This is a genomic window from Sphaerisporangium corydalis, assembly GCF_025506355.1.
In the GTDB taxonomy this organism is placed as follows: domain Bacteria; phylum Actinomycetota; class Actinomycetes; order Streptosporangiales; family Streptosporangiaceae; genus Sphaerisporangium; species Sphaerisporangium corydalis.
Genome location: NZ_JANZYP010000056.1, coordinates 19,449 through 38,118 on the forward strand (window position 1 = coordinate 19,449; position 18,670 = coordinate 38,118).

Genomic DNA, 18,670 nt, shown 5'->3' on the forward strand with positions numbered 1-18,670 from the left:
GCCCGGCCACAATGCCGGCCAGGGGTTCTAGCGTAAGAAGCTGCAGATGTTCGGTCCGCTTATCTCTTGTCGATCGTCGCGCCGGGCGCAAAGGTGCCGGAACCCTTGATCCTCGGAGATTGCCAATGAGGAGATTCCTGAGCCAATGGGCCATCCATGGTCATTTGGCCGAAAGTCGACGTTTTGTGCCATTAATCATTTATGTCCGTCCTGGTCCTCTATGGGCTGTCGGGTAAACGTAGTTTGAGTCATCCCATACTTGGCAAGCGGAGTCGACCACTGCACTCTGCGAAGATCGGAGTGGATCCGAACCTTAGGAAGGGCACTCCATATCCGTCGCGATCGGCTTGCTTCCCCTCACCGCCGTAAAGGGTGCAGAGGTTCTTCAAGAGAAATTTCAAAGGCTGCAACGATCATTACCGAGGCCCACTCAGACCCCGGTCATGGGCAGATTCTTGTCGTCGTAATGCCTCAGGCGTGGGGCGGGGCGGTGGGTGAGGCGGAGGAGGGGGGCTGCGGCGACGGCGAGGCCCGCGAGGCGGCTGAGGCGGTTGCGGGTGCGGATGCGGCGCGCCGTGGCGGGGACGAGGCGGCTGTCGCCCTCCTTGACCCGCGCCTGGCCCTTGGCCACGACGGCGCGGTGCTCGGCCTCGTAGCGGGCGAACGCGCGGTGGTGGTCTCCCCCGGCGGCGTGCAGCTCGCCCGCGAGGACGTAGGCCCCCACCATCGCCAGCGTCGTGCCCTGGCCGGACAGCAGGGCCGGGCAGTGGGCGGCGTCGCCCGCCAGCGCGACCCGGCCGCGCGACCAGGGCGTCATCCGGATCTGGCTGACCGAGTCGAAGTAGAAGTCGGGGGCCGCCGTCACCGCCGCGAGCAGCTCGGGCACCTGCCACCCGGAGACGGCGAAGGCCTCGGCGAGCAGCCGCCGCTGCCGGTCGCCGTCCCGCTCGCCGGTCACCGGGCCCGGCGGGCGGAACACGAAGATCCCGGTGGCCCGGTCGAGATAGCTGTAGATCCCGGCCATCCGCCCCGGCTCGTTGTACAGCACGACCTGGTCGTCCTCGCCGTACCGCCCAGTCACCAGCTCCTTCGGCACGTCGGCGGCGGCGACGTAGGAGCCGAGGTGGTGGATGAACCGGGACTCCTCGCCGAAGGCCAGCCTGCGGACGATCGAGTGCAGGCCGTCGGCGCCGATCACCAGGTCGAACCGCCTGGCGGCCCCGCGCTCGAAGGAGACCGTGACGCCGTCGTCGTCCTGGTCGAGGGTCTTGATCGAGTCGTCGTAGACATACTCGACGTCGCCCCAAGTGGCTTCGTGGAGGATCCGGACCAGGTCGCCCCGGGGAAGCTCGATGTCGCCCGTGGGCAGGGCCTCGCGCAGCGCACGCGCGTCGAAGCCGCCCGACCTGCGGCCCTCGCGGTCGACGAAGGTCAGCGCCGCCATCTCCACGGACGCGCGCCTGAGCTCGGGCAGGACGCCCATGCGGCCGGCCACGTCCACGCCCTGGCCCCGGACGTCGATCGGGTACCCGCCCTCGCGCGGCGCCTTGGCCCGTTCGACGACCACGGGCCGGAACCCGTATCGGGCCAGCCAGTAGGCCAGCACGGGACCGGTCACGCTGGCCCCGGAGATCAGCACGTCGCGGTTCCGCGTCGTCATGGTGCCCCCATCTCAGATGAAACTGACCAATGGTCAGTGAGGACACTGTAGGTCGCTGACCGCCGGTCAGGCAAGCCGGTAGGCTGGGCCCGTGAACGAGAGACCGGCCGAGGACACCAGGACGAGAATCCTGCGCACCGCGCTCGAACTGTTCGGCGGGCGCGGCTACGAGCGCACGTCGGTGCGGGAGATCGCCGAGCGGGTGGGGCTGACCAAGACCGCGGTCCTCTACCACTTCTCCACCAAGGCGGACATCCTCGTCGCGCTGGCGACCCCGATCATCGCCGACCTGGAGGCGGCCCTGGACGTCGGGACCGCGCCCGGCGACCCCCGCACGCGCTGGTCGGTCATCGAGGGCCTGCTGGAGACCTACCTCACCCATCGCGACGTCCTGCACATGGTCATGCAGGACATGAGGGTGCTCACACAGGAGCCGGTCTTCCACCGCTTCGTCGACATGATGACCCTGGCCAACCACCTGGTCGCCGGGCCGAGCGCGGGCCTCGCCGACCAGGTGCGCGCCGCCCAGGCGATCGCGATGCTGAGCGACCCGGTCATCCTGCTGGCGCGGACCCCGACCGGGCCGCTCCGCCTGGCGGTCCTGGACGGGGTGCGGCGCCTGTACGCCGTCGCGCCGGAGACAGCACCGGAGACCGTGCCGGGGGCCCCTCCGGAGTCCGTGCCGGAGGCCCCGTCGGAGGCGGCCGTGCCTGAGGCCCCGCCGGAACCAGCGCCGGAGACACCGCCGGACACCACGCCGAAGGCCGCGGACCAGGCGGCGCCGGGGCGGCGGGCCGGGCGGCCGGGCGCGATGACCCCCGAGATGATCGGCGCCGCCCGCCGCATGCACGCGAGCGGGGCGCACACCATGGCCGAGATCGCCGCCGCCGTCGGCGTCTCCCGCGCGACCCTCTACCGCCACCTGCCGGTGTGACGCCGGCCGGGGAGGCCGCCGTCACATCGGTGTTTTGAGACGCTTTATGAGACGCTATTTTGAGACGGTGACCGACGGGTCGGGGATCCACGAGCCGTGGAACCCGGCGGGGACGCGGCGCGGGAGCCGCACCGAGGCGACGAAGTCCAGCCCGCCGGCGTCCAGCACGAGCAGTTCAGAGCCCTCGCCCGCGTGGTCGCCGACGATGGACAGCAGCCAGCCGTCATCCTCGGACCGCGCCCCGGCGGCGGGCACGAAGACCGCCTCTCCAGGACGCCCGCCGACGTCACAGAAGCGGGAGGCCCCGGTCTCGGTGTCGTACTTCACCACCGCGCCCTCGGTCACCGCGTACAGGTAGGTGCTGGACCGGCCGAGGCGGTCCTCGTTGAACGTGGGGAACTCCACGTCGCGGTCGTCGGCCTGCTCCTCCTTCACCATCCCGCTCGCGGGGTCGAGCACCCAGCGGTGCAGCGTGGCGCCGCCCGCCGCGTCCGGCGGCCCGGCGACGCCGCCGAGGCGGGGCCAGAGCTCGGCGAAGGAGTCACGGGAGTAGCGGACCGCGTCCAGCACGATCCGGCCCGAGGCGTCCTCGCGGGCGTTGCCGACGTGGAACACGTAACAGGGGTCGATGTCGAACCAGGTCACCTTCCCCGCCCGGTCCATCACGCCGAGCCTGGCGCCGTAGGAGTCGTCCCACCGGAAGGCCATGCCGCCGGAGCCGGCGAGGTCCATGTCGAAGACGACCGGCAGGTCCAGCCACACGACGTGGTTCTCGGTGATCGCGAAGTCGTGGACCATCGTCGGGCCGGGGACCTCCACCGCCCGGCTCTCCACCAGCTCCCCCTGGGCGGACAGGCGGTGGTAGGTCAGGTAGGGCGCGGTGAAGCCGTACCCGAAGAAGTGCAGTTCACCGGTGACCGGGTCCTGCTTCGGGTGCGCCGTCATGCCGGTGGTCAGCCGGCCGCCGAAGTCGACCGGCCCGACGGTCTCCAGCTCGGGCGTCAGCTCGTACGGCAGGCCGACCTCGACCAGGGCGAGGATCCTGTCGGCGTGGTGGATCACGTGGGTGTTGGCGGAGACGGCCGTCCGGTCGAAGCCGCCGGGGCCGACGAACTTGGCGCCCTCGGTGAAGGCGCGCGTGCGCACCCACCGGTTGCGGTACCAGTCGGCGCGGCCGTCGCGGAGCCGGATGCCGTGGACCATGCCGGGGCCCGCGAACCAGTGGCCGGGGTCCTGGCCGGGGAGCGGGTTGGGGCCGTTGCGGAAGTAGCGGCCGGTGAGCTCGGCGGGCAGGGTGCCGGTGACCGGCAGGCCGACGGCGCCGATCTCGTCGGGGACGGGGGCGAGGTGACCGGACAGGTAGGTGGGGCGGGCGGTGTCCATGCTGGTCTCCTGAGAACTCTGCGGGACGTGCGGGTGCTTGCGCGTACGGCGGGCGGCGTTTGCGGGCGCGGACGGGCGCGCGGCCGGAGTCAGGCGTAGCGGGCGGCGACGATCTTGGGGTACCGGGCGGTGAAGACGGCGGGCGCCGCGAAGCCGATGACCTTGACGGCGATCACGGCGGCGGTGGCGTGCGGTGCGCTGTACAGCAGCACGGCCAGCGCGACGCCGGCGACGACGAAGGCGGTGCCCCACACCGAGGTGATGACCGCGTTGATCCGGTAGAACACCGGCGTCTCCCACACCTCCCGGGGCGCCATGCTCCGCGCGATGCCGAGGGTGAACGGCTTGCGGATGGCCAGGGAGCCCCAGGCGGTGAGCGCGAGCCAGCCGTCGACCAGGGCGGGTCCGTACCGCATGAACGAGGCGCCGGGGGCGGCCAGGGAGATCACGATGGCCAGGGTGAGGAACACCACCGCGCTGCATTCGATCACCATCTGATCCCACTGTTTGCCCGACCGGCGATCCAGGACGACGAGCACGAGCGCTATCGCGAGGCCGACCATGGCGCCGTACCTCCAGTTGTCGCTGGTCGCGAGGACGGCGTAGGCGATCCAGGGGAGGAAGCCGAGGAGGCTGCGGATCATGGGGGGCTCCTTGATTGACATTCCACTTGTGACATGTCGAACCTAGAACGTCCGCTGGCGACCTGTCAACAGTGGAATGTAGGATCCGGCCATGAGCCTTCGACACGCCCTGCTCGGCCTGCTCGCCCAGGGACCCGCCAGCGGATACGACCTGATGAAGATCTTCGACATCTCCCTGGCGAACGTCTGGCCGGCCACGCAGAGCCAGGTCTACGGCGAGCTGTCCCGGCTCGCCGACGCCGGCCTGGTCAAGGTGGCGGCCGAGGGCCCGCGCGGCCGCAAGGAGTACGCCATCGACGACACCGGGCTGGCCGAACTGCGCCACTGGCTGACGGAGGTCGAGCCCACCCACGTCCACCGCAGCGACATGCTGCTTCGCGTCTTCTTCCTCGGGCGGCTCGACCGGGAGCAGGCCGCCGGCTACCTGCGGCGGCAGGCGGAGTTCGCGGCCGGCCGGCACGAGAGCCTGGCGGGTCTGGTGGACATCGTGTCCGAGGGGGAGGACGACCTCTCGGTCTACGGCAGGCTCGCCCTGGAGTGGGGGCTGCGGTTCACCAACCTGCATCGCGAGTGGGCCGAGTGGGCCACGGCCGAGATCGAGAAGTGGCCCTCGCCCCGCGACCCGCTCACCGGGGAGGCCCCTCGGGAGACCGGCGGCTGAGGCTCATCACAGGGCCGCACCCCCCGCGCTCTCGAAGGCTCAGGCCCCGCGTTTCCGGGCCGGACCCCCGCGCTTTCCCGGCGCCGGGCCATGGCATCATGTTACTCACGAGTAGCACTAGCCGGAAGCTACCGAGCAGCGAGGAGCCAACCGTGCCTCCGTCCCGTGACGTCGTGTTCGTCGACGGCGTACGCACGCCTTTCGGCAAGGCCGGCCCCAAGGGCCTGTACGCCGAGACGCGCGCCGACGACCTGATCGTCCGTGTCATCCGCGAACTGATGCGGCGCAACCCCCACCTGCCGCCCGAGCGGGTCGACGAGGTCGCCATCGCGGCCACCACCCAGATCGGCGACCAGGGCCTGACCATCGGCCGCTCCGCCGCGGTGCTGGCCGGGCTGCCCAAGTCGGTGCCCGGCTACGCCATCGACCGCATGTGCGCGGGCGCGATGACGGCCGTCACCACCGTGGCCGGCGGCATCGCCTTCGGCGCCTACGACGTCGCCATCGCCGGCGGCGTGGAGCACATGGGACGCCATCCGATGGGCGAGGGCGTCGACCCCAACCCGCGTTTCCTGTCCGAGAACCTCGTCGACGGCTCAGCGCTGGTCATGGGCATGACGGCGGAGAACCTGCACGACCGCTACCCCGGCATCACCAAGCGGCGCGCCGACGCCTACGCCGTGGCCTCCCAGGAGAAGGTGGCCAAGGCCTACGCCGACGGCAAGATCCAGCCCGACCTGGTGCCCATGGCGACCCGCAAGGCGGCCGAGGGCTGGGGCCTCGCCACCGAGGACGAGCCCCCGCGCCCCGGCACCACCCCCGAGGGCCTGGCGGCGCTCAAGACGCCGTTCCGCCCGCACGGCAACGTCACCGCCGGGAACTCGGCGGGCATCAACGACGGCGCCACCGGCAGCCTCATCGCCGCCGCGGACACCGCGGCCGAGCTGGGGCTGACGCCCAAGATGCGGCTCGTCTCCTACGCCTTCGCCGGCGTCGACCCCGAGGTGATGGGCGTCGGGCCCATCCCCTCCACCGAGCGCGCGCTGCGCCTGGCCGGGTTGTCCATCGGCGACATCGGCCTGTTCGAGATCAACGAGGCCTTCGCCGTGCAGGTCCTGGCGTTCCTGTCGCACTTCGGCATCGACGACGAGGACCCCCGGGTCAACCCGTACGGCGGCGCCATCGCGTTCGGCCACCCGCTCGCCTCCTCGGGCGTGCGGCTGATGACCCAGCTCGCCCGGCAGTTCGGCGAACGGCCCGAGGTGCGCTACGGCGTCACCACGATGTGCGTCGGCATGGGCATGGGCGGAACGGTCGTCTGGGAGAACCCCGCCTGGGAGGGCGCCAAGTGAGCGGAATCACCGGCATCCATGACGACGAGGCCGTGACCCACGCCCTCGTCCGCGACGTCACGCTCCCCGGCGAGGCGGGCACCATGGCCCTGATCACACTGGACAACGGCTTCGACCACACCAAGCCGAACACCTTCGGGCCGCGCGGCCTCACCGAGCTGGACGAGGCGCTCGACGCCATCTGCGAACGCTCGGACCTCGCGGCGGTCGGCGTCACCGGCAAGCCCTTCATCTTCGCCGTCGGCGCCGACCTGACGGGCGCCGCGCGGGTGCGCACCCGCGCCCAGGCCGAGGAGATCGGCCGGCTGGGCCACGAGGTGTTCCGCCGGCTCGGCGAGCTGGAGGTGCCGTCGTTCGCGTTCGTCAACGGCGCGGCGATGGGCGGCGGCCTGGAGATCGCCCTGCACTGCACGTACCGCACGATCTCGTCAGGCGTCCCGGCGGTGGCGCTGCCCGAGTGCTTCCTCGGCCTGGTGCCGGGCTGGGGCGGCACGCAACTGCTCCCCCGGCTGATCGGCCCGGCGAACGCGCTCAAGCTGATCATCGAGAACCCGCTGTCCCAGAACAAGATGATCAAGGGGACCGAGGCGTTCAAGCTCGGGGTCGCCGACGCGGTCTTCGAGCCCGCCGACTTCCTGGAGGAGTCCCTGAGCTGGGCCTCGCGCGTGCTGACCGGCGAGGCGGCCGTGCCCCGCCCGCCGTTCACCGAGGACGCCGGCTCCTGGGAGGCGGCGGTCGCGGGCGCGCGTGCGCTGGTGGACATGAAGCTGCACGGCGCCTCCCCGGCCCCGTACCGCGCGCTGGAGTTGGTGGAATTGGCGCGCACGGCCCCCCGTGACCAGGGGTTCGAGGCCGAGACCCAGGCCCTGGCCGACCTGCTGACGGGCGACGAGCTGCGGGCCGGGCTGTACTCCTTCGACCTGGTCCAGCGCAGGGCCAAGCGGCCCGCAGGGGCGCCGGACCGTGCGCTGGCCCGCACGATCACCAAGGTGGGCGTGGTGGGCGCCGGGCTGATGGCCTCGCAGCTCGCGCTGCTGTTCGCCCGCCGCCTCCAGGTCCCGGTGGTCCTCACCGACCTCGACCAGGCCCGCCTCGACAAAGGCGTGGCCTACGTGCACGCCGAGATCGCCCGGCTGCTGGCCAAGGGACGCATCGGCGCCGACACGGCCAACCGGCTGACGGGCCTGGTGACCGGGTCGCTGACCAAGGACGCGTTCGCCGACGCCGAACTCGTCATCGAGGCGGTGTTCGAGGACCTCAAGGTCAAAAGGCAGGTCCTGTCCGAGGTCGAGGCGGTCGTGCGCCCCGAGTGCGTGCTGGCCACCAACACCTCCTCGCTCTCGGTCACGGCCATGGCGGCGGAGCTGCGGCACCCCGAGCGGGTCGTCGGCCTGCACTTCTTCAACCCGGTCGCCGTCCTGCCGCTGCTGGAGGTCGTCCGGGGCGAGCGCACCGACGACGCCTCGCTGGCCACCGCGTTCGCGGTCGGCAAGGCGCTGCGCAAGTCGGGCGTGCTGGTGAAGGACGCCCCGGCGTTCGTGGTGAACCGGCTGCTCACCCGCTTCATGGGCGAGGTCATCGGCGCCGTCGACGAGGGCACCCCGATCGAGACCGCCGACCACGCCCTGGACGGCCTGGGCCTGCCCATGACGCCGTTCACGCTGCTCCAGCTCGTCGGGCCCGCCGTCGGGCTGCACGTCGCCGAGACGCTGCACGAGGCCTTCCCCGGCCGGTACAAGGTGTCGGCCAGCCTGGCGAACCTCGTCAAGGCCGGCAAGCCCGGCGTCTACGCGCCGGACTTCACGATCGACCCCGAGGCGCGGGAGATCTTCGAGTCCCAGACGATCGGGACCGCCGGGCCTGACGCGGAGCAGGTGCGCCAGCGGGCGCTCGGCGCGCTGGCCGAGGAGGTGCGGCTGATGCTCGACGAGGGCGTGGTCGCCGCCGCCGAGGACATCGACCTGTGCATGATCCTCGGGGCCGGCTGGCCGTTCCACACCGGCGGCATCACGCCCTACCTCGACAGGACGGGCGTGTCGGAGAAGGTCACCGGGCGTCGTTTCCTGGCGCCGGGCGTGGCCTCCGTTCCCGACTGAGGCCCGGCGCGTCCGCGCCGTCCCCGCCCGGCCGCCATGGGCGCAGCCGTGGCAGCCAGGCCGGGACGGCGCGGCGGTACTCCTCGTACTCCGCGCCGAACCGCCGTGCCAGCTCGGGTTCCTCGTACCAGTGCACGAACGCGGCGGGCACGACCCATACGGCGGCGGCGTAGAGGAGCAGGACGGGCCGCCCGAGTATCAGGGCCTGGCCGACGATGCCCGCCAGCACCGCCACGTACATGGGGTTGCGCACATATCTGTACAGGCCGCCCACGACCAGGTGCTCGGGCGCGGCGACCGGGGCGGGCGTGCCGCGTCCCTCGGTGACGAACCGGGAGAACGTCCACACCAGCGCGGCCACCGCGGCGAGGAGCAGGACCGCCCCTGCCACCCGAAGCGGCGGCCAGGGGGCGGGCTCGCCCACCCGCCAGTGGGTGATCCACCACGGGATCAGGACCAGCACGGTCCCGGGGGCGACCAGGAAGAACACGGCACTACCGGCAGCGGCGGCGGGCTTGCGCATCGCCATCCCTCGATTCGCGACGCTCCGCCCTGGAGGCGGAGGAATTCCCTGGATGGTGAATATGACGGTACTCCGATGCGCGCGTCGTGCCGGCGGCCCCCGGGTCACGATCTCATCAATCAGTGAGTTCTCTGGCCTGCCAGGGTCGGCGATGATGGACGGCGTGCTGGCCGACGTCATCGAACACCTCGCCTGCCCGGTCTGCCGCGGCGACCTGGTCCTCGGCGGCGGCGCGGCGCGGTGCGCCCAGGGCCACGCGTTCGACGTGGCCAGGCAGGGGTACCTCAGCCTGCTCACCGGCTCGGGTGTCCCCGGCACGGCCGACACCCCGGCCATGGTCGCCGCGCGGGACGCGTTCCTCGGCGCCGGGCACTTCGCCCCGCTCTCCGGCCGCCTGCGCGAGCTGGTCGCCGGGATCGGCGACACGGGGGGCGCCAAGGTCGTGCTGGACGCCGGAGCGGGCACCGGCCACTACCTGGCGGCGGTCCTCGGCCCCGGCGACACGGGGATCGCCCTGGACATCTCCAAGCACGCCCTCAGGCGGGCCGCGCGCGCCCATCCCCGGGTCGGCGCCGTCGTGACGGACGTGTGGCGGCCCCTGCCGGTCAAGGACGGCCGCGTGGACGTGCTCCTGGACGTCTTCGCCCCGCGCAACGGGCCGGAGTTCGCCCGCGTGCTGCGCCCCGGCGGCACGCTCATCGTGGTGACCCCGACGCCGGCGCACCTCGCCCCCCTGGTCGGCGCGCTCGGCCTGCTGTCGGTGGACGAGTCCAAGGGCCGGCGGGTCGAGGAGGCGCTCGGCGGCCATTTCGCCGGGACCGGGCACCTCATCGAGGAGGCGGAGATGCGGCTGGACCACCGGGCCGTCGAGGCCGTGGCCGGAATGGGACCGAGCGCCTGGCACACCGATCCGGCCGCGCTCAGGAAGGAGATCTCACACCTTGCGGACCCGATGGCCGTGAAAATGTCATGCCGGATCTCTCTCTTCCGTAAGATCACCTAGACACGCTAGATTTACCAATTTCCCCGACTTTTTAGGCCATCTCCGTTTCGAAGCGACATACTTAACGGCAACCCGCCGATCCCTTTCCGGGAGAGCGTGAGGGAGGGGCACGCCCATGAAGGCCGAGGAACGCTGGCAGGCCAGGTTCCGCGCGGCACGTATGACGCTGCCCATCTGGGCACGGCTGGCACCCGCCCGCGCCGTGTACCGCTGCAACATCTCCGGAATCTGGGAGATCCACGCCTGGGACCGGTCGACCGGCACCACGCGCCAGGTCACCAGCCGTCCGCGAGGCACCTCCCACGCCGCCATCGATCCGACCGGCCAGTGGATCTGGTGGTTCTCCGACACCTACGGCGACGAGTACGGCATCTGGATGCGCCAGCCGTTCAACGGCGGCCCCGAGATGCCCGCCCATCCCGACCTCGCCCCCGGTCACCCGACGGGCCTGGCCCTCGCGGCCACCGGCACCGCCGCCGTCGGCAGGAGCAGCCGCCACGGCTTCCAGGTGCTCCACACGCGGATCGGCTCCGACGAGAAGCCCACCGTGATCTACGAGTCCCGCGAGTTCGTCCAGGTCGCCGGCATGTCGCTCGACGGCACGCTGATCGCCCTGAACCACAGCGAGCACGGCGACTCGCGCCACCCCGCCCTGCGGGTGATCAAGGCCAACGGCCAGATCGTCGGCGACCTGCACGACGGTCCGGGCAAGGGCTTCTCCGGGGTGCGGTTCGCCCCGACCATGACCGACCGGCGCGTCCTCGCCCTGCACGAGCGGCGCGGCCGCCGCGAGCCGCTGGTCTGGGACCCGGTGACCGGCGAGCAGCGCGAGATCTGGCTCAGGGTGCCCGGCGAGATCACCGCCGACTGGTACCACGACGGCCGCGCCCTGCTGATCGGCCACAACAACCGCGCCAGGACCGAGCTGTTCCGGTACGACCTCGGTGGCGGCGGCCTCACGCCGATCAAGACCCCGCACGGCGTCATCCACGACGCGATGCCGCGCCCCGACGGCACGGTCGAGTACTCCTGGTCGAGCGCCGCGCACCCGCCGGTGGTCAGGTCCAGCGAGGGTCACGTCGTCATGAACCAGTCCGGCCCCTCGGCGCCGCCGTCGGTGCCGCTGGAGGACATCTTCGTCGAAGGCCCCGGCGGGCGGATCCACGCCCTGGTGTCCCGGCCCGAGGGCGGCCCGTCGCCGGCCCCGACGGTCTTCCTGCTGCACGGCGGGCCCGCGGCGCAGGACGACGACTCCTTCCTGCCGAACCTGGCCGCCTGGGTCGACGCCGGCTTCGCCGTGATCCGCGTCAACTACCGGGGCTCCACTGGATACGGCTCGGCCTGGCGGGACGCCCTGCGCGGTGACGTGGGCCACATCGAGCTGGCCGACGTGGCCGCGGTCCGCGACTGGGCCGTCGGCCAGGGCATGTCCGACCCCGAGCGCCTGGTGCTCGCGGGCGCGTCGTGGGGCGGCTACCTCACCCTGCTCGGCATCGGCACCCAGCCGAAGGCCTGGGTCGCGGGCATCGCCGCCGTGCCGATCGCCGACCACGCCGTGGCCTACAGCGACGAGACCGAGGGGCTGCGCGCCTACCACCGCGCGCTGTTCGGCGGCTCGCCGCAGGAGGTGCCCGAGCTGTACGCGGCCTCCTCGCCGATCTCCTACCTCGACTCGCTCCAGGCGCCGCTGCTGGTCCTGGCGGGCGAGAACGACCCGCGCTCGCCGATCAACCAGATCGAGAAGTACCTGGACAAGCTGGCCGAGCGCAAGCACGAGGTCGAGGTGTACCGCTACACCGCAGGCCACGGCACCCTGGTCATCGAGGAGCGGATCCGCCAGATGGCGGCCCAGCTCGACTTCGCCCGCAAGCACGTCGGCCTGGCCCAGCCCTCCGGCCGGGGCTAGTCGGCGCGCAGGACGAGGATCGCCATGTCGTCGGCGCTCGGCTCGACGGCGAACTCCTCGACGGCGCGCCGGATCCGTTCGGCGACCGCGCGCGCGGACAGGTCGGCGCACTCCGCCAGGAGCCTGGACAGCCCGCCGTCGTCGTCGAGGAGGCGTTCGCCGGCGCGGCGCTCGGTGACCCCGTCGGTGACGCCCAGCAGGACGTCCCCGGGCGCCAGGTGGACGTGGTCGGCGGTGAACTCGGCCTCGGGGAAGACCCCGAGCAGCGACTGCGACGTCACGACCGCCTCGACCTGCCCGGTCGGCCGCAGCCGCAGGGCCTCGGGATGCCCGGCGGAGATCAGCGACAGATCGAGGCCGTCGGAGGTGCGCCTGATCTCACCGTGCAGCAGGGTGAGGAACCTGGCCCGCTCACCCTCCTCCAGGATCGCCTGGTTGAGCCGCGAGACGACCGAGGCCACGTCGTACCCCTCGCGGGCGAGCAGGCGGATCGTGTGGCGGGCCAGGCCGGTGACCGCGGCGGCCTGCGGGCCGGTGCCGCAGACGTCGCCGATCGCGAACCGCCAGGAGTCCTCACCGGTGGCGAACAGGTCGTAGAAGTCGCCGCCCACCTCGTTGGTCTCGCCCGCCGGCTCGTACACCACGGAGTAGTCGAGGCCGGGGGTCTCGGCGGGGGTGCCGGGCGGCAGCAGGCTGCGCTGGAGGGCGCGGTTGGCGTCGGCCTGCTGGGCGTACAGCCGGGCGTTGTCCATGGCCAGCGCCGCCCGCCGCCCGAGATCCTCGGCGAGCTGGGCGACGTCGTCGGGGAAGCGGCCCGCGCGCCCGAGGCACATCATGCCGAGGCTGCGCCCCCGGGCCAGCAGGGGGAAGGCCAGCGACTGCCAGTCGGCGAGCTGGACCGGCAGCGGGGTCAGGTTCTCCGCCTGGGGGATGGCGGCGTGGTCGAGTTCCTCGCGCAGGGCGTCGATCTGGGACTCGTCGGCGTGCCAGAGATAGGCGAGGCCGAGCGGGCCGTGGCCGGCGTCGGCCGTGTAGACCGCGCACCAGGTCGCGAGCCGGGGCACCACGATCTGGGCGATCAGCGCGGGCACCATGTCGGGGTCCAGGGTGCCGGCGAGCAGGTCGCTGGCGTCGGCGAGGAAGCCCAGCCAGCTCTGGCTCTGCGAGGCGCGCTGGCCGGCCCAGTCGTCGACGGTGCGGGTGCCGCCGCCTCCGGGGAGGCCGAGACGGGCCCAGCGGGTGCGCGTCGAGCCCGCGAAGCTCACCCCCCAGACCGTGACCGGCCCGGACGGCGGGATCGCGGCGGCCCGGTCGCTGTCCTTCTGGCTGACCTCGATCTGAAGAGAATCTCCCTGATGTACCCATACAATCTCAAATGGGACATCGTCCATCTCGGAGACCAGCTCTCCGGTCAACCGCTCGGCGTCCATGCCGATCGACGAAGCGGCCCACGCGGTCATGACCTCATGAGTGAACCGCTTCGCGTCGGGTAGGGCCGTTCTGCCGGGCGCGAAGGAAGCGGCCAGCACACCCCGGGAAGAACTTGTCATTGCACCGTGCTTACCACAGTCGGGTCTTACGTGCGGTCATTCGACCGGGCGACCGCATAGCGTCCTTCATGCCAGACTGGCAGTACTCCGTGTCCCGCCCGAACAGCGTGAAGGAGGCTTCATGAAGGGTACCCCCACCACGGGGGCCACTCCGGAGCGGTCCTATACCGAGTCCGAGCTCCGGCCCCTCCTGGAGACGCTCATCACCTGGCGTGACGGCGACTTCCGGCGTCGGGTGCCCCATGCGCCCCCGGGCATACTCAGCGAGGTCCGCCTGCTGGTCAACGAGGTCGCCGACCGCCGCGAGCATCTCGCCAACGAACTGCTGCGCGTGCGCCGCGAGGTGGTCAAGGAAGGGCGCTTCGGCGTCCGGCTGACCCCCGGCCCCGGCGTGGGCTCGTGGGCCGAGAGCGTCGACTCGGTGAACGCCCTCATCGACGCCCTGGTGGGCCCGGTGAGCAGCGCGGCCGACGTCCTGGACGCGGTCGCCCAGGGCGACCTGTCCCGCCGCATCGACATGGACCGTACCTCCCGGGGCGAGGTACGCCGCCTCGGCAAGGCGATCAACGGCATGGTCGACCAGCTCTCCCTGTTCAGCTCCGAGGTGACCAGGGTCGCCCGCGAGGTCGGGTCGGAGGGCCAGCTCGGCGGCCGGGCCAACCTGCGCGGCATGTCCGGAAGCTGGCGTGACCTCACCGAGGCCGTCAACACCATGTCCAGCCGGGTGTCCGCCCAGGTCCGCGACATCGCGGTGGTCACCACCGCCGTGGCGCGCGGCGACCTCAGCCGCAAGGTCACGGTCGACGCGGTCGGCGAGATGCTGGAGCTCAAGAACACCGTCAACACCATGGTCGACCAGCTCTCGGCCTTCGCCGAGGAGGTCACCCGCGTGGCCCGCGAGGTCGGCACCGAGGGCGAACTGGGCGGCCAGGCCCGGGTGCGCGGCGTGTCGGGCGTCTGGAAGGACCTCACCGACAACGTCAACGTGATGGCGAGCAACCTCACGAGCCAGGTGCGCAACATCGCGACCGTGGCCACCGCAGTCGCCCAGGGCGACCTCTCCAAGAAGATCACCGCGGACGCGCGTGGCGAGATCCTCCAGCTCAAAGAGACCCTGAACACCATGGTCGACCAGCTCTCGCTGTTCGCCGACGAGGTCACCCGCGTGGCACGTGAGGTCGGCACCGAGGGCCAGCTCGGCGGGCGCGCCGAGGTCAAGGGCGTGTCGGGGGTCTGGAAGGACCTCACCGACAACGTCAACTCGATGGCCACCAACCTGACCTACCAGGTGCGCAACATCGGCCAGGTGACCAAGGCCGTGGCCGGCGGCGACCTGTCCAAGAAGATCGACGTGGACGCCCAGGGCGAGATCCTGGAGCTGAAGTCCACGATCAACACCATGGTCGACCAGCTCTCGTCGGTCGCCTCCGAGGTGAGCCGCGTCGCCCGCGAGGTCGGCTCGGAGGGCCAGCTCGGCGGCCAGGCCCAGGTGCGCGGCGTGTCGGGGGTCTGGAAGGACCTCACCGACAACGTCAACTTCATGGCCAACAACCTGACCTCCCAGGTGCGCCAGATCGCGGCCGTCTCCACCGCCGTGGTCCAGGGCAACCTCTCCAAGAAGATCACCGTGGACGCGCAGGGCGAGATCCTGCAGCTCAAGGACACGGTGAACACCATGGTCGACCAGCTCTCGCTGTTCGCCGACGAGGTCACCCGCGTGGCACGCGAGGTCGGCACCATGGGCCAGCTCGGCGGCCAGGCCCGCGTACGCGGCGTCTCGGGCGTCTGGAAGGACCTCACCGACAACGTCAACCTGATGGCCACCAACCTGACCTACCAGGTGCGCAACATCGGCGAGGTCACCACCGCCGTCGCCAAGGGCGACCTGTCGAAGAAGATCGACGTGGACGCCCAGGGCGAGATCCTGGTGCTGAAGACCACGATCAACCGCATGGTCGACCAGCTCTCCTCGTTCGCCTCCGAGGTCACCCGCGTGGCCCGCGAGGTCGCCTCCGAGGGCCGGCTCGGCGGCCAGGCCCGGGTCGAGGGAGTCGAGGGCACCTGGAAGCGCCTGACCGAGAGCGTGAACGAGCTCGCGGGCAACCTCACCACCCAGGTCCGCGCCATCGCCGAGGTCACCAGCGCGGTCGCGACCGGCGACCTGACCCGCTCGATCAGCGTCGAGGCGCAGGGCGAGCTGGCCGACCTGAAGGACAACATCAACACGATGGTGTCCAACCTGGTCGACACCACCAAGGCCAACCAGGAACAGGACTGGCTCAAGAGCAACCTGGCCAGGGTCTCCCGCCTCATGCAGGGCCACCGCGACCTCATGGAGGTCGCCAAGCTCATCATGAGCGAGCTGACCCCGCTGGTCTCCGCCCGCTACGGGGCCTTCTACATGGTCCCGAGCACGCACGACAACGAGCTGCGGCTGATCGCCGGGTACGGCGTGCGGCCCGGCCGCAGCCCCCGGCAGGACTTCGCGTTCGGCCAGGGCATCGTCGGGCAGGCCGCCGCCGAGGGCCGCCCGATCGTGCTCGACGACGTCCCCTCCGGCTACCTCATGATCGACTCGGGGCTGAGCACGTCCACGCCGGCCCAGATCGTGGTCCTGCCGGTCCTGTTCGAGGACCAGGTGCTCGGCGTGCTGGAGCTGGCCTCGTTCAGCCGGTTCGGGGAGACCCACCTGGCCTTCCTCAACCAGCTCGTCGAGACCATCGGCGTCACGATGAACACGATCATCGCCAACTCCCGCACCGAAGGCCTGCTGACCGAGTCGCAGCGCCTCACCACCGAGCTGCGCGAGCGTTCCGACGAGCTGCAGCGCCAGCAGGAGGAGCTGCGCCGGTCCAACGCCGAGCTGGAGGACAAGGCCGCGCTGCTCGCCAAGCAGAACCGCGCCATCGAGATCCAGAACTTCCAGATCGAGCAGGCCCGCCGCACCCTGGAGGAGCGCGCCGAGCAGCTCGCGGTCTCCTCGCGGTACAAGTCGGAGTTCGTCGCCAACATGTCCCACGAGCTGCGCACCCCGCTGAACAGCCTGCTGGTGCTGGCCAAGCTCCTCACCGAGAACAGCGACGGCAACCTGACCTCCAAGCAGGTCGAGTTCGCCAGGACGATCTACGGGGCCGGCTCGGCGCTGCTGCAGCTCATCAACGACATCCTCGATCTGTCCAAGGTCGAGGCCGGTCGCATGGACATCCATCCGCAGGAGCTCTCGCTGCCCAAGCTGGTCGACTTCGTCGAGGCCACCTTCGCCCCGCTCGCGCAGGACAAGGGCCTGGCGTTCACCGTCGAGGTGGACCCCTCGGTGCCGGAGGAACTGCTCACCGACGAGCAGCGCCTCCAGCAGGTGCTGCGCAACCTGCTGTCCAACGCGGTCAAGTTCACGCCGAAGGGCGAGGTGTCGCTGAACATCACCCGCGCCGCCGGCGGGATCCCCTACATCGACGAGACCCTCCAGGACAGCGACGACATCCTGTCGTTCGCGGTGGTGGACACCGGCATCGGCATCGCGGCGGAGAAACTCGACGTGATCTTCGAGGCGTTCCGCCAGGCCGACGGCACGACCAGCCGCAAGTACGGCGGCACCGGCCTCGGCCTGTCGATCTGCCGGGAGATCGCCCGGCTGCTCGGCGGGGAGATCCACGCCGAGAGCGAGCCCGGCCACGGCAGCACGTTCACCCTGCACCTGCCGATCAACTACGCGGGGCCGCTCGCGGGCGTCGACGGCGGGGCGGTCTCGCTCTCCGGCGCCCAGCGCGAGCGCGCCCTGGAGCTGGACGTGGCCAACGCGCTGCCGGAACTGCCCGACATGTACGCCGATCTGCAGATGCCGCAGCTCCCGCTGGCCGGCGAGACCGGCACCTGGCAGGGCGACGACCCGCTGAACAATGCGAAGATCCTCATCGTGGACGACGACATCCGCAACGTGTTCGCGCTGACGAGCGTGCTGGAGCGGCACGGCTCGACCGTGGTCTACGCGGAGAACGGCCGCGAGGGCATCGAGCAGCTCGAACGCAACGAGGACGTCGCCCTGGTGCTGATGGACATCATGATGCCCGAGATGGACGGCTGGGCGACCACCTCCACCATCCGCCGCATGCCGCAGTTCGCCGACCTGCCGATCATCGCGCTCACGGCCAAGGTGATGCACGGCGACCGGGAGAAGAGCATCGCCTCGGGCGCGTCGGACTACGTCCCGAAGCCGGTGGACGTGGACCGCCTGCTCGAACGCCTGCGTGGCTGGCTCACGCGCGGCCGGAACGGCTCCGGCGACGCCAAGGAAGGACGCGGCTGATGCCGGACAGAGCGAGGATCCTCCTGGTCGACGACCGCGAGGAGAACCTCATCGCCCTCGAGGCCATCCTCAGTTCCCTGGACGTGGTCGCCGTACGCGCCCGGTCCGGTGAGGAGGCGCTGAAGGCGCTGCTCGGCATCGAGTTCGCCCTCATCCTGCTCGACGTCCGCATGCCCGGCATGGACGGCTTCGAGACCGCGGCGCACATCAAGCGGCGCGAGCGCACCCGCAACATCCCGATCATCTTCCTGACCGTGGTCGACAGCGCCCCCGACTACGCGTTCCGTGGGTACGCCGCCGGCGCGGTCGACTACCTGACCAAGCCGTTCGACCCCTGGGTGCTCCGGGCCAAGGTGTCGGTCTTCGTCGAGCTGTACACCATGAACCGCCGGCTCACCGAGCAGGCGTCCCTGCTGCGCGAGCGGCTCAGCGTCGAGCTGCCGGACGGCGCGGGCGCCGAGGTGCTCCCCGAGCTGTCCCGGCGGCTGACGGCCGTGGAGGACGAGCTGACGCGGGTGACCGAGCTGGCGGAGAAGGCCGGCAACGGCGGCGCGCCCATCACCGGGCCGCTGGGCGACCTGGCCGAGCGCGTGGTCCACCTCCGCGCCGGCTTCGACGCCCTGTCCTGACCCGCCGCCGCGCACGGCCGCCCGCC

At 71.3% G+C, this 18,670-nt stretch carries 13 protein-coding genes; 8 read left to right on the forward strand and 5 right to left on the reverse strand.

The annotated features are described in order from the left end of the window. Positions 1-430 precede the first annotated feature (430 nt). Complete coding sequence (locus tag NYZ98_RS30460) at positions 431-1,660, reverse strand: FAD-dependent monooxygenase (protein ID WP_262847024.1); 1,230 nt, start codon at positions 1,658-1,660, stop codon at positions 431-433. A gap of 91 nt (positions 1,661-1,751) precedes the next feature. On the opposite strand from NYZ98_RS30460, the gene NYZ98_RS30465 reads away from it, so the two are divergent. Then, the gene (locus NYZ98_RS30465) at positions 1,752-2,594 is read left to right on the forward strand and encodes a TetR family transcriptional regulator (protein WP_262847025.1); all 843 of its coding nucleotides are present in this window, start codon (positions 1,752-1,754) and stop codon (positions 2,592-2,594) included. Positions 2,595-2,648: 54 nt separating this feature from the next. Here the strand turns inward: NYZ98_RS30465 and NYZ98_RS30470 are convergent, their stop codons facing one another. Together NYZ98_RS30470 and NYZ98_RS30475 are read right to left on the reverse strand one after the other, a co-directional pair. Then, a complete protein-coding gene (locus NYZ98_RS30470; protein ID WP_262847026.1) occupies positions 2,649-3,977 on the reverse strand; it encodes a carotenoid oxygenase family protein in 1,329 nt (442 codons plus the stop codon). 89 nt (positions 3,978-4,066) lie between these two features. Next, the gene (locus NYZ98_RS30475) at positions 4,067-4,621 is read right to left on the reverse strand and encodes a DUF3159 domain-containing protein (protein WP_262847027.1); all 555 of its coding nucleotides are present in this window, start codon (positions 4,619-4,621) and stop codon (positions 4,067-4,069) included. A gap of 91 nt (positions 4,622-4,712) precedes the next feature. On the opposite strand from NYZ98_RS30475, the gene NYZ98_RS30480 reads away from it, so the two are divergent. The 3 genes from NYZ98_RS30480 to NYZ98_RS30490 all read left to right on the forward strand — a co-directional run bounded on the left by NYZ98_RS30480 (position 4,713) and on the right by NYZ98_RS30490 (position 8,730). Continuing rightward, positions 4,713-5,282: a PadR family transcriptional regulator gene (locus tag NYZ98_RS30480; RefSeq protein WP_262847028.1), complete on the forward strand. Its 570-nt coding sequence runs from the start codon at positions 4,713-4,715 to the stop codon at positions 5,280-5,282. A 173-nt stretch (positions 5,283-5,455) separates the two neighbouring features. Continuing rightward, positions 5,456-6,634 (forward strand): thiolase family protein, encoded by a 1,179-nt coding sequence (locus NYZ98_RS30485; protein WP_380708531.1) that lies wholly within the window; start codon positions 5,456-5,458, stop codon positions 6,632-6,634. Continuing rightward, positions 6,631-8,730 (forward strand): 3-hydroxyacyl-CoA dehydrogenase NAD-binding domain-containing protein, encoded by a 2,100-nt coding sequence (locus NYZ98_RS30490; RefSeq protein WP_262847030.1) that lies wholly within the window; start codon positions 6,631-6,633, stop codon positions 8,728-8,730. Before NYZ98_RS30485 ends, NYZ98_RS30490 begins: the two co-directional genes overlap by 4 nt. Here the strand turns inward: NYZ98_RS30490 and NYZ98_RS30495 are convergent. Next, a complete protein-coding gene (locus NYZ98_RS30495; protein WP_262847031.1) occupies positions 8,681-9,259 on the reverse strand; it encodes a methyltransferase family protein in 579 nt (192 codons plus the stop codon). The two genes, NYZ98_RS30490 and NYZ98_RS30495, sit on opposite strands and share 50 nt — an antisense overlap. A gap of 148 nt (positions 9,260-9,407) precedes the next feature. On the opposite strand from NYZ98_RS30495, the gene NYZ98_RS30500 reads away from it, so the two are divergent. Both NYZ98_RS30500 and NYZ98_RS30505 read left to right on the forward strand, forming a co-directional pair. Continuing rightward, a complete protein-coding gene (locus tag NYZ98_RS30500; protein ID WP_316249619.1) occupies positions 9,408-10,256 on the forward strand; it encodes a putative RNA methyltransferase in 849 nt (282 codons plus the stop codon). A gap of 115 nt (positions 10,257-10,371) precedes the next feature. Beyond that, on the forward strand, positions 10,372-12,162 hold the full coding sequence (locus NYZ98_RS30505) for a S9 family peptidase (protein WP_262847032.1): 1,791 nt from the start codon (positions 10,372-10,374) through the stop codon (positions 12,160-12,162). On the opposite strand, the gene NYZ98_RS30510 is transcribed toward NYZ98_RS30505, so the two are convergent. Beyond that, positions 12,159-13,622 carry a PP2C family protein-serine/threonine phosphatase gene (locus NYZ98_RS30510; protein ID WP_262847033.1) on the reverse strand — a complete coding sequence of 488 codons (1,464 nt, stop codon included), beginning with the start codon at positions 13,620-13,622 and terminating at the stop codon, positions 12,159-12,161. The genes NYZ98_RS30505 and NYZ98_RS30510 overlap by 4 nt on opposite strands. Positions 13,623-13,833: 211 nt before the next feature. Between NYZ98_RS30510 and NYZ98_RS30515 the strand changes: the two genes are divergently transcribed. Both NYZ98_RS30515 and NYZ98_RS30520 read left to right on the forward strand, forming a co-directional pair. After that, positions 13,834-18,015 carry a HAMP domain-containing protein gene (locus NYZ98_RS30515; protein ID WP_262847034.1) on the forward strand — a complete coding sequence of 1,394 codons (4,182 nt, stop codon included), beginning with the start codon at positions 13,834-13,836 and terminating at the stop codon, positions 18,013-18,015. Next, on the forward strand, positions 18,015-18,644 hold the full coding sequence (locus NYZ98_RS30520; RefSeq protein WP_262847035.1) for a response regulator: 630 nt from the start codon (positions 18,015-18,017) through the stop codon (positions 18,642-18,644). Before NYZ98_RS30515 ends, NYZ98_RS30520 begins: the two co-directional genes overlap by 1 nt. The last annotated feature ends 26 nt before the right edge of the window (positions 18,645-18,670 follow it).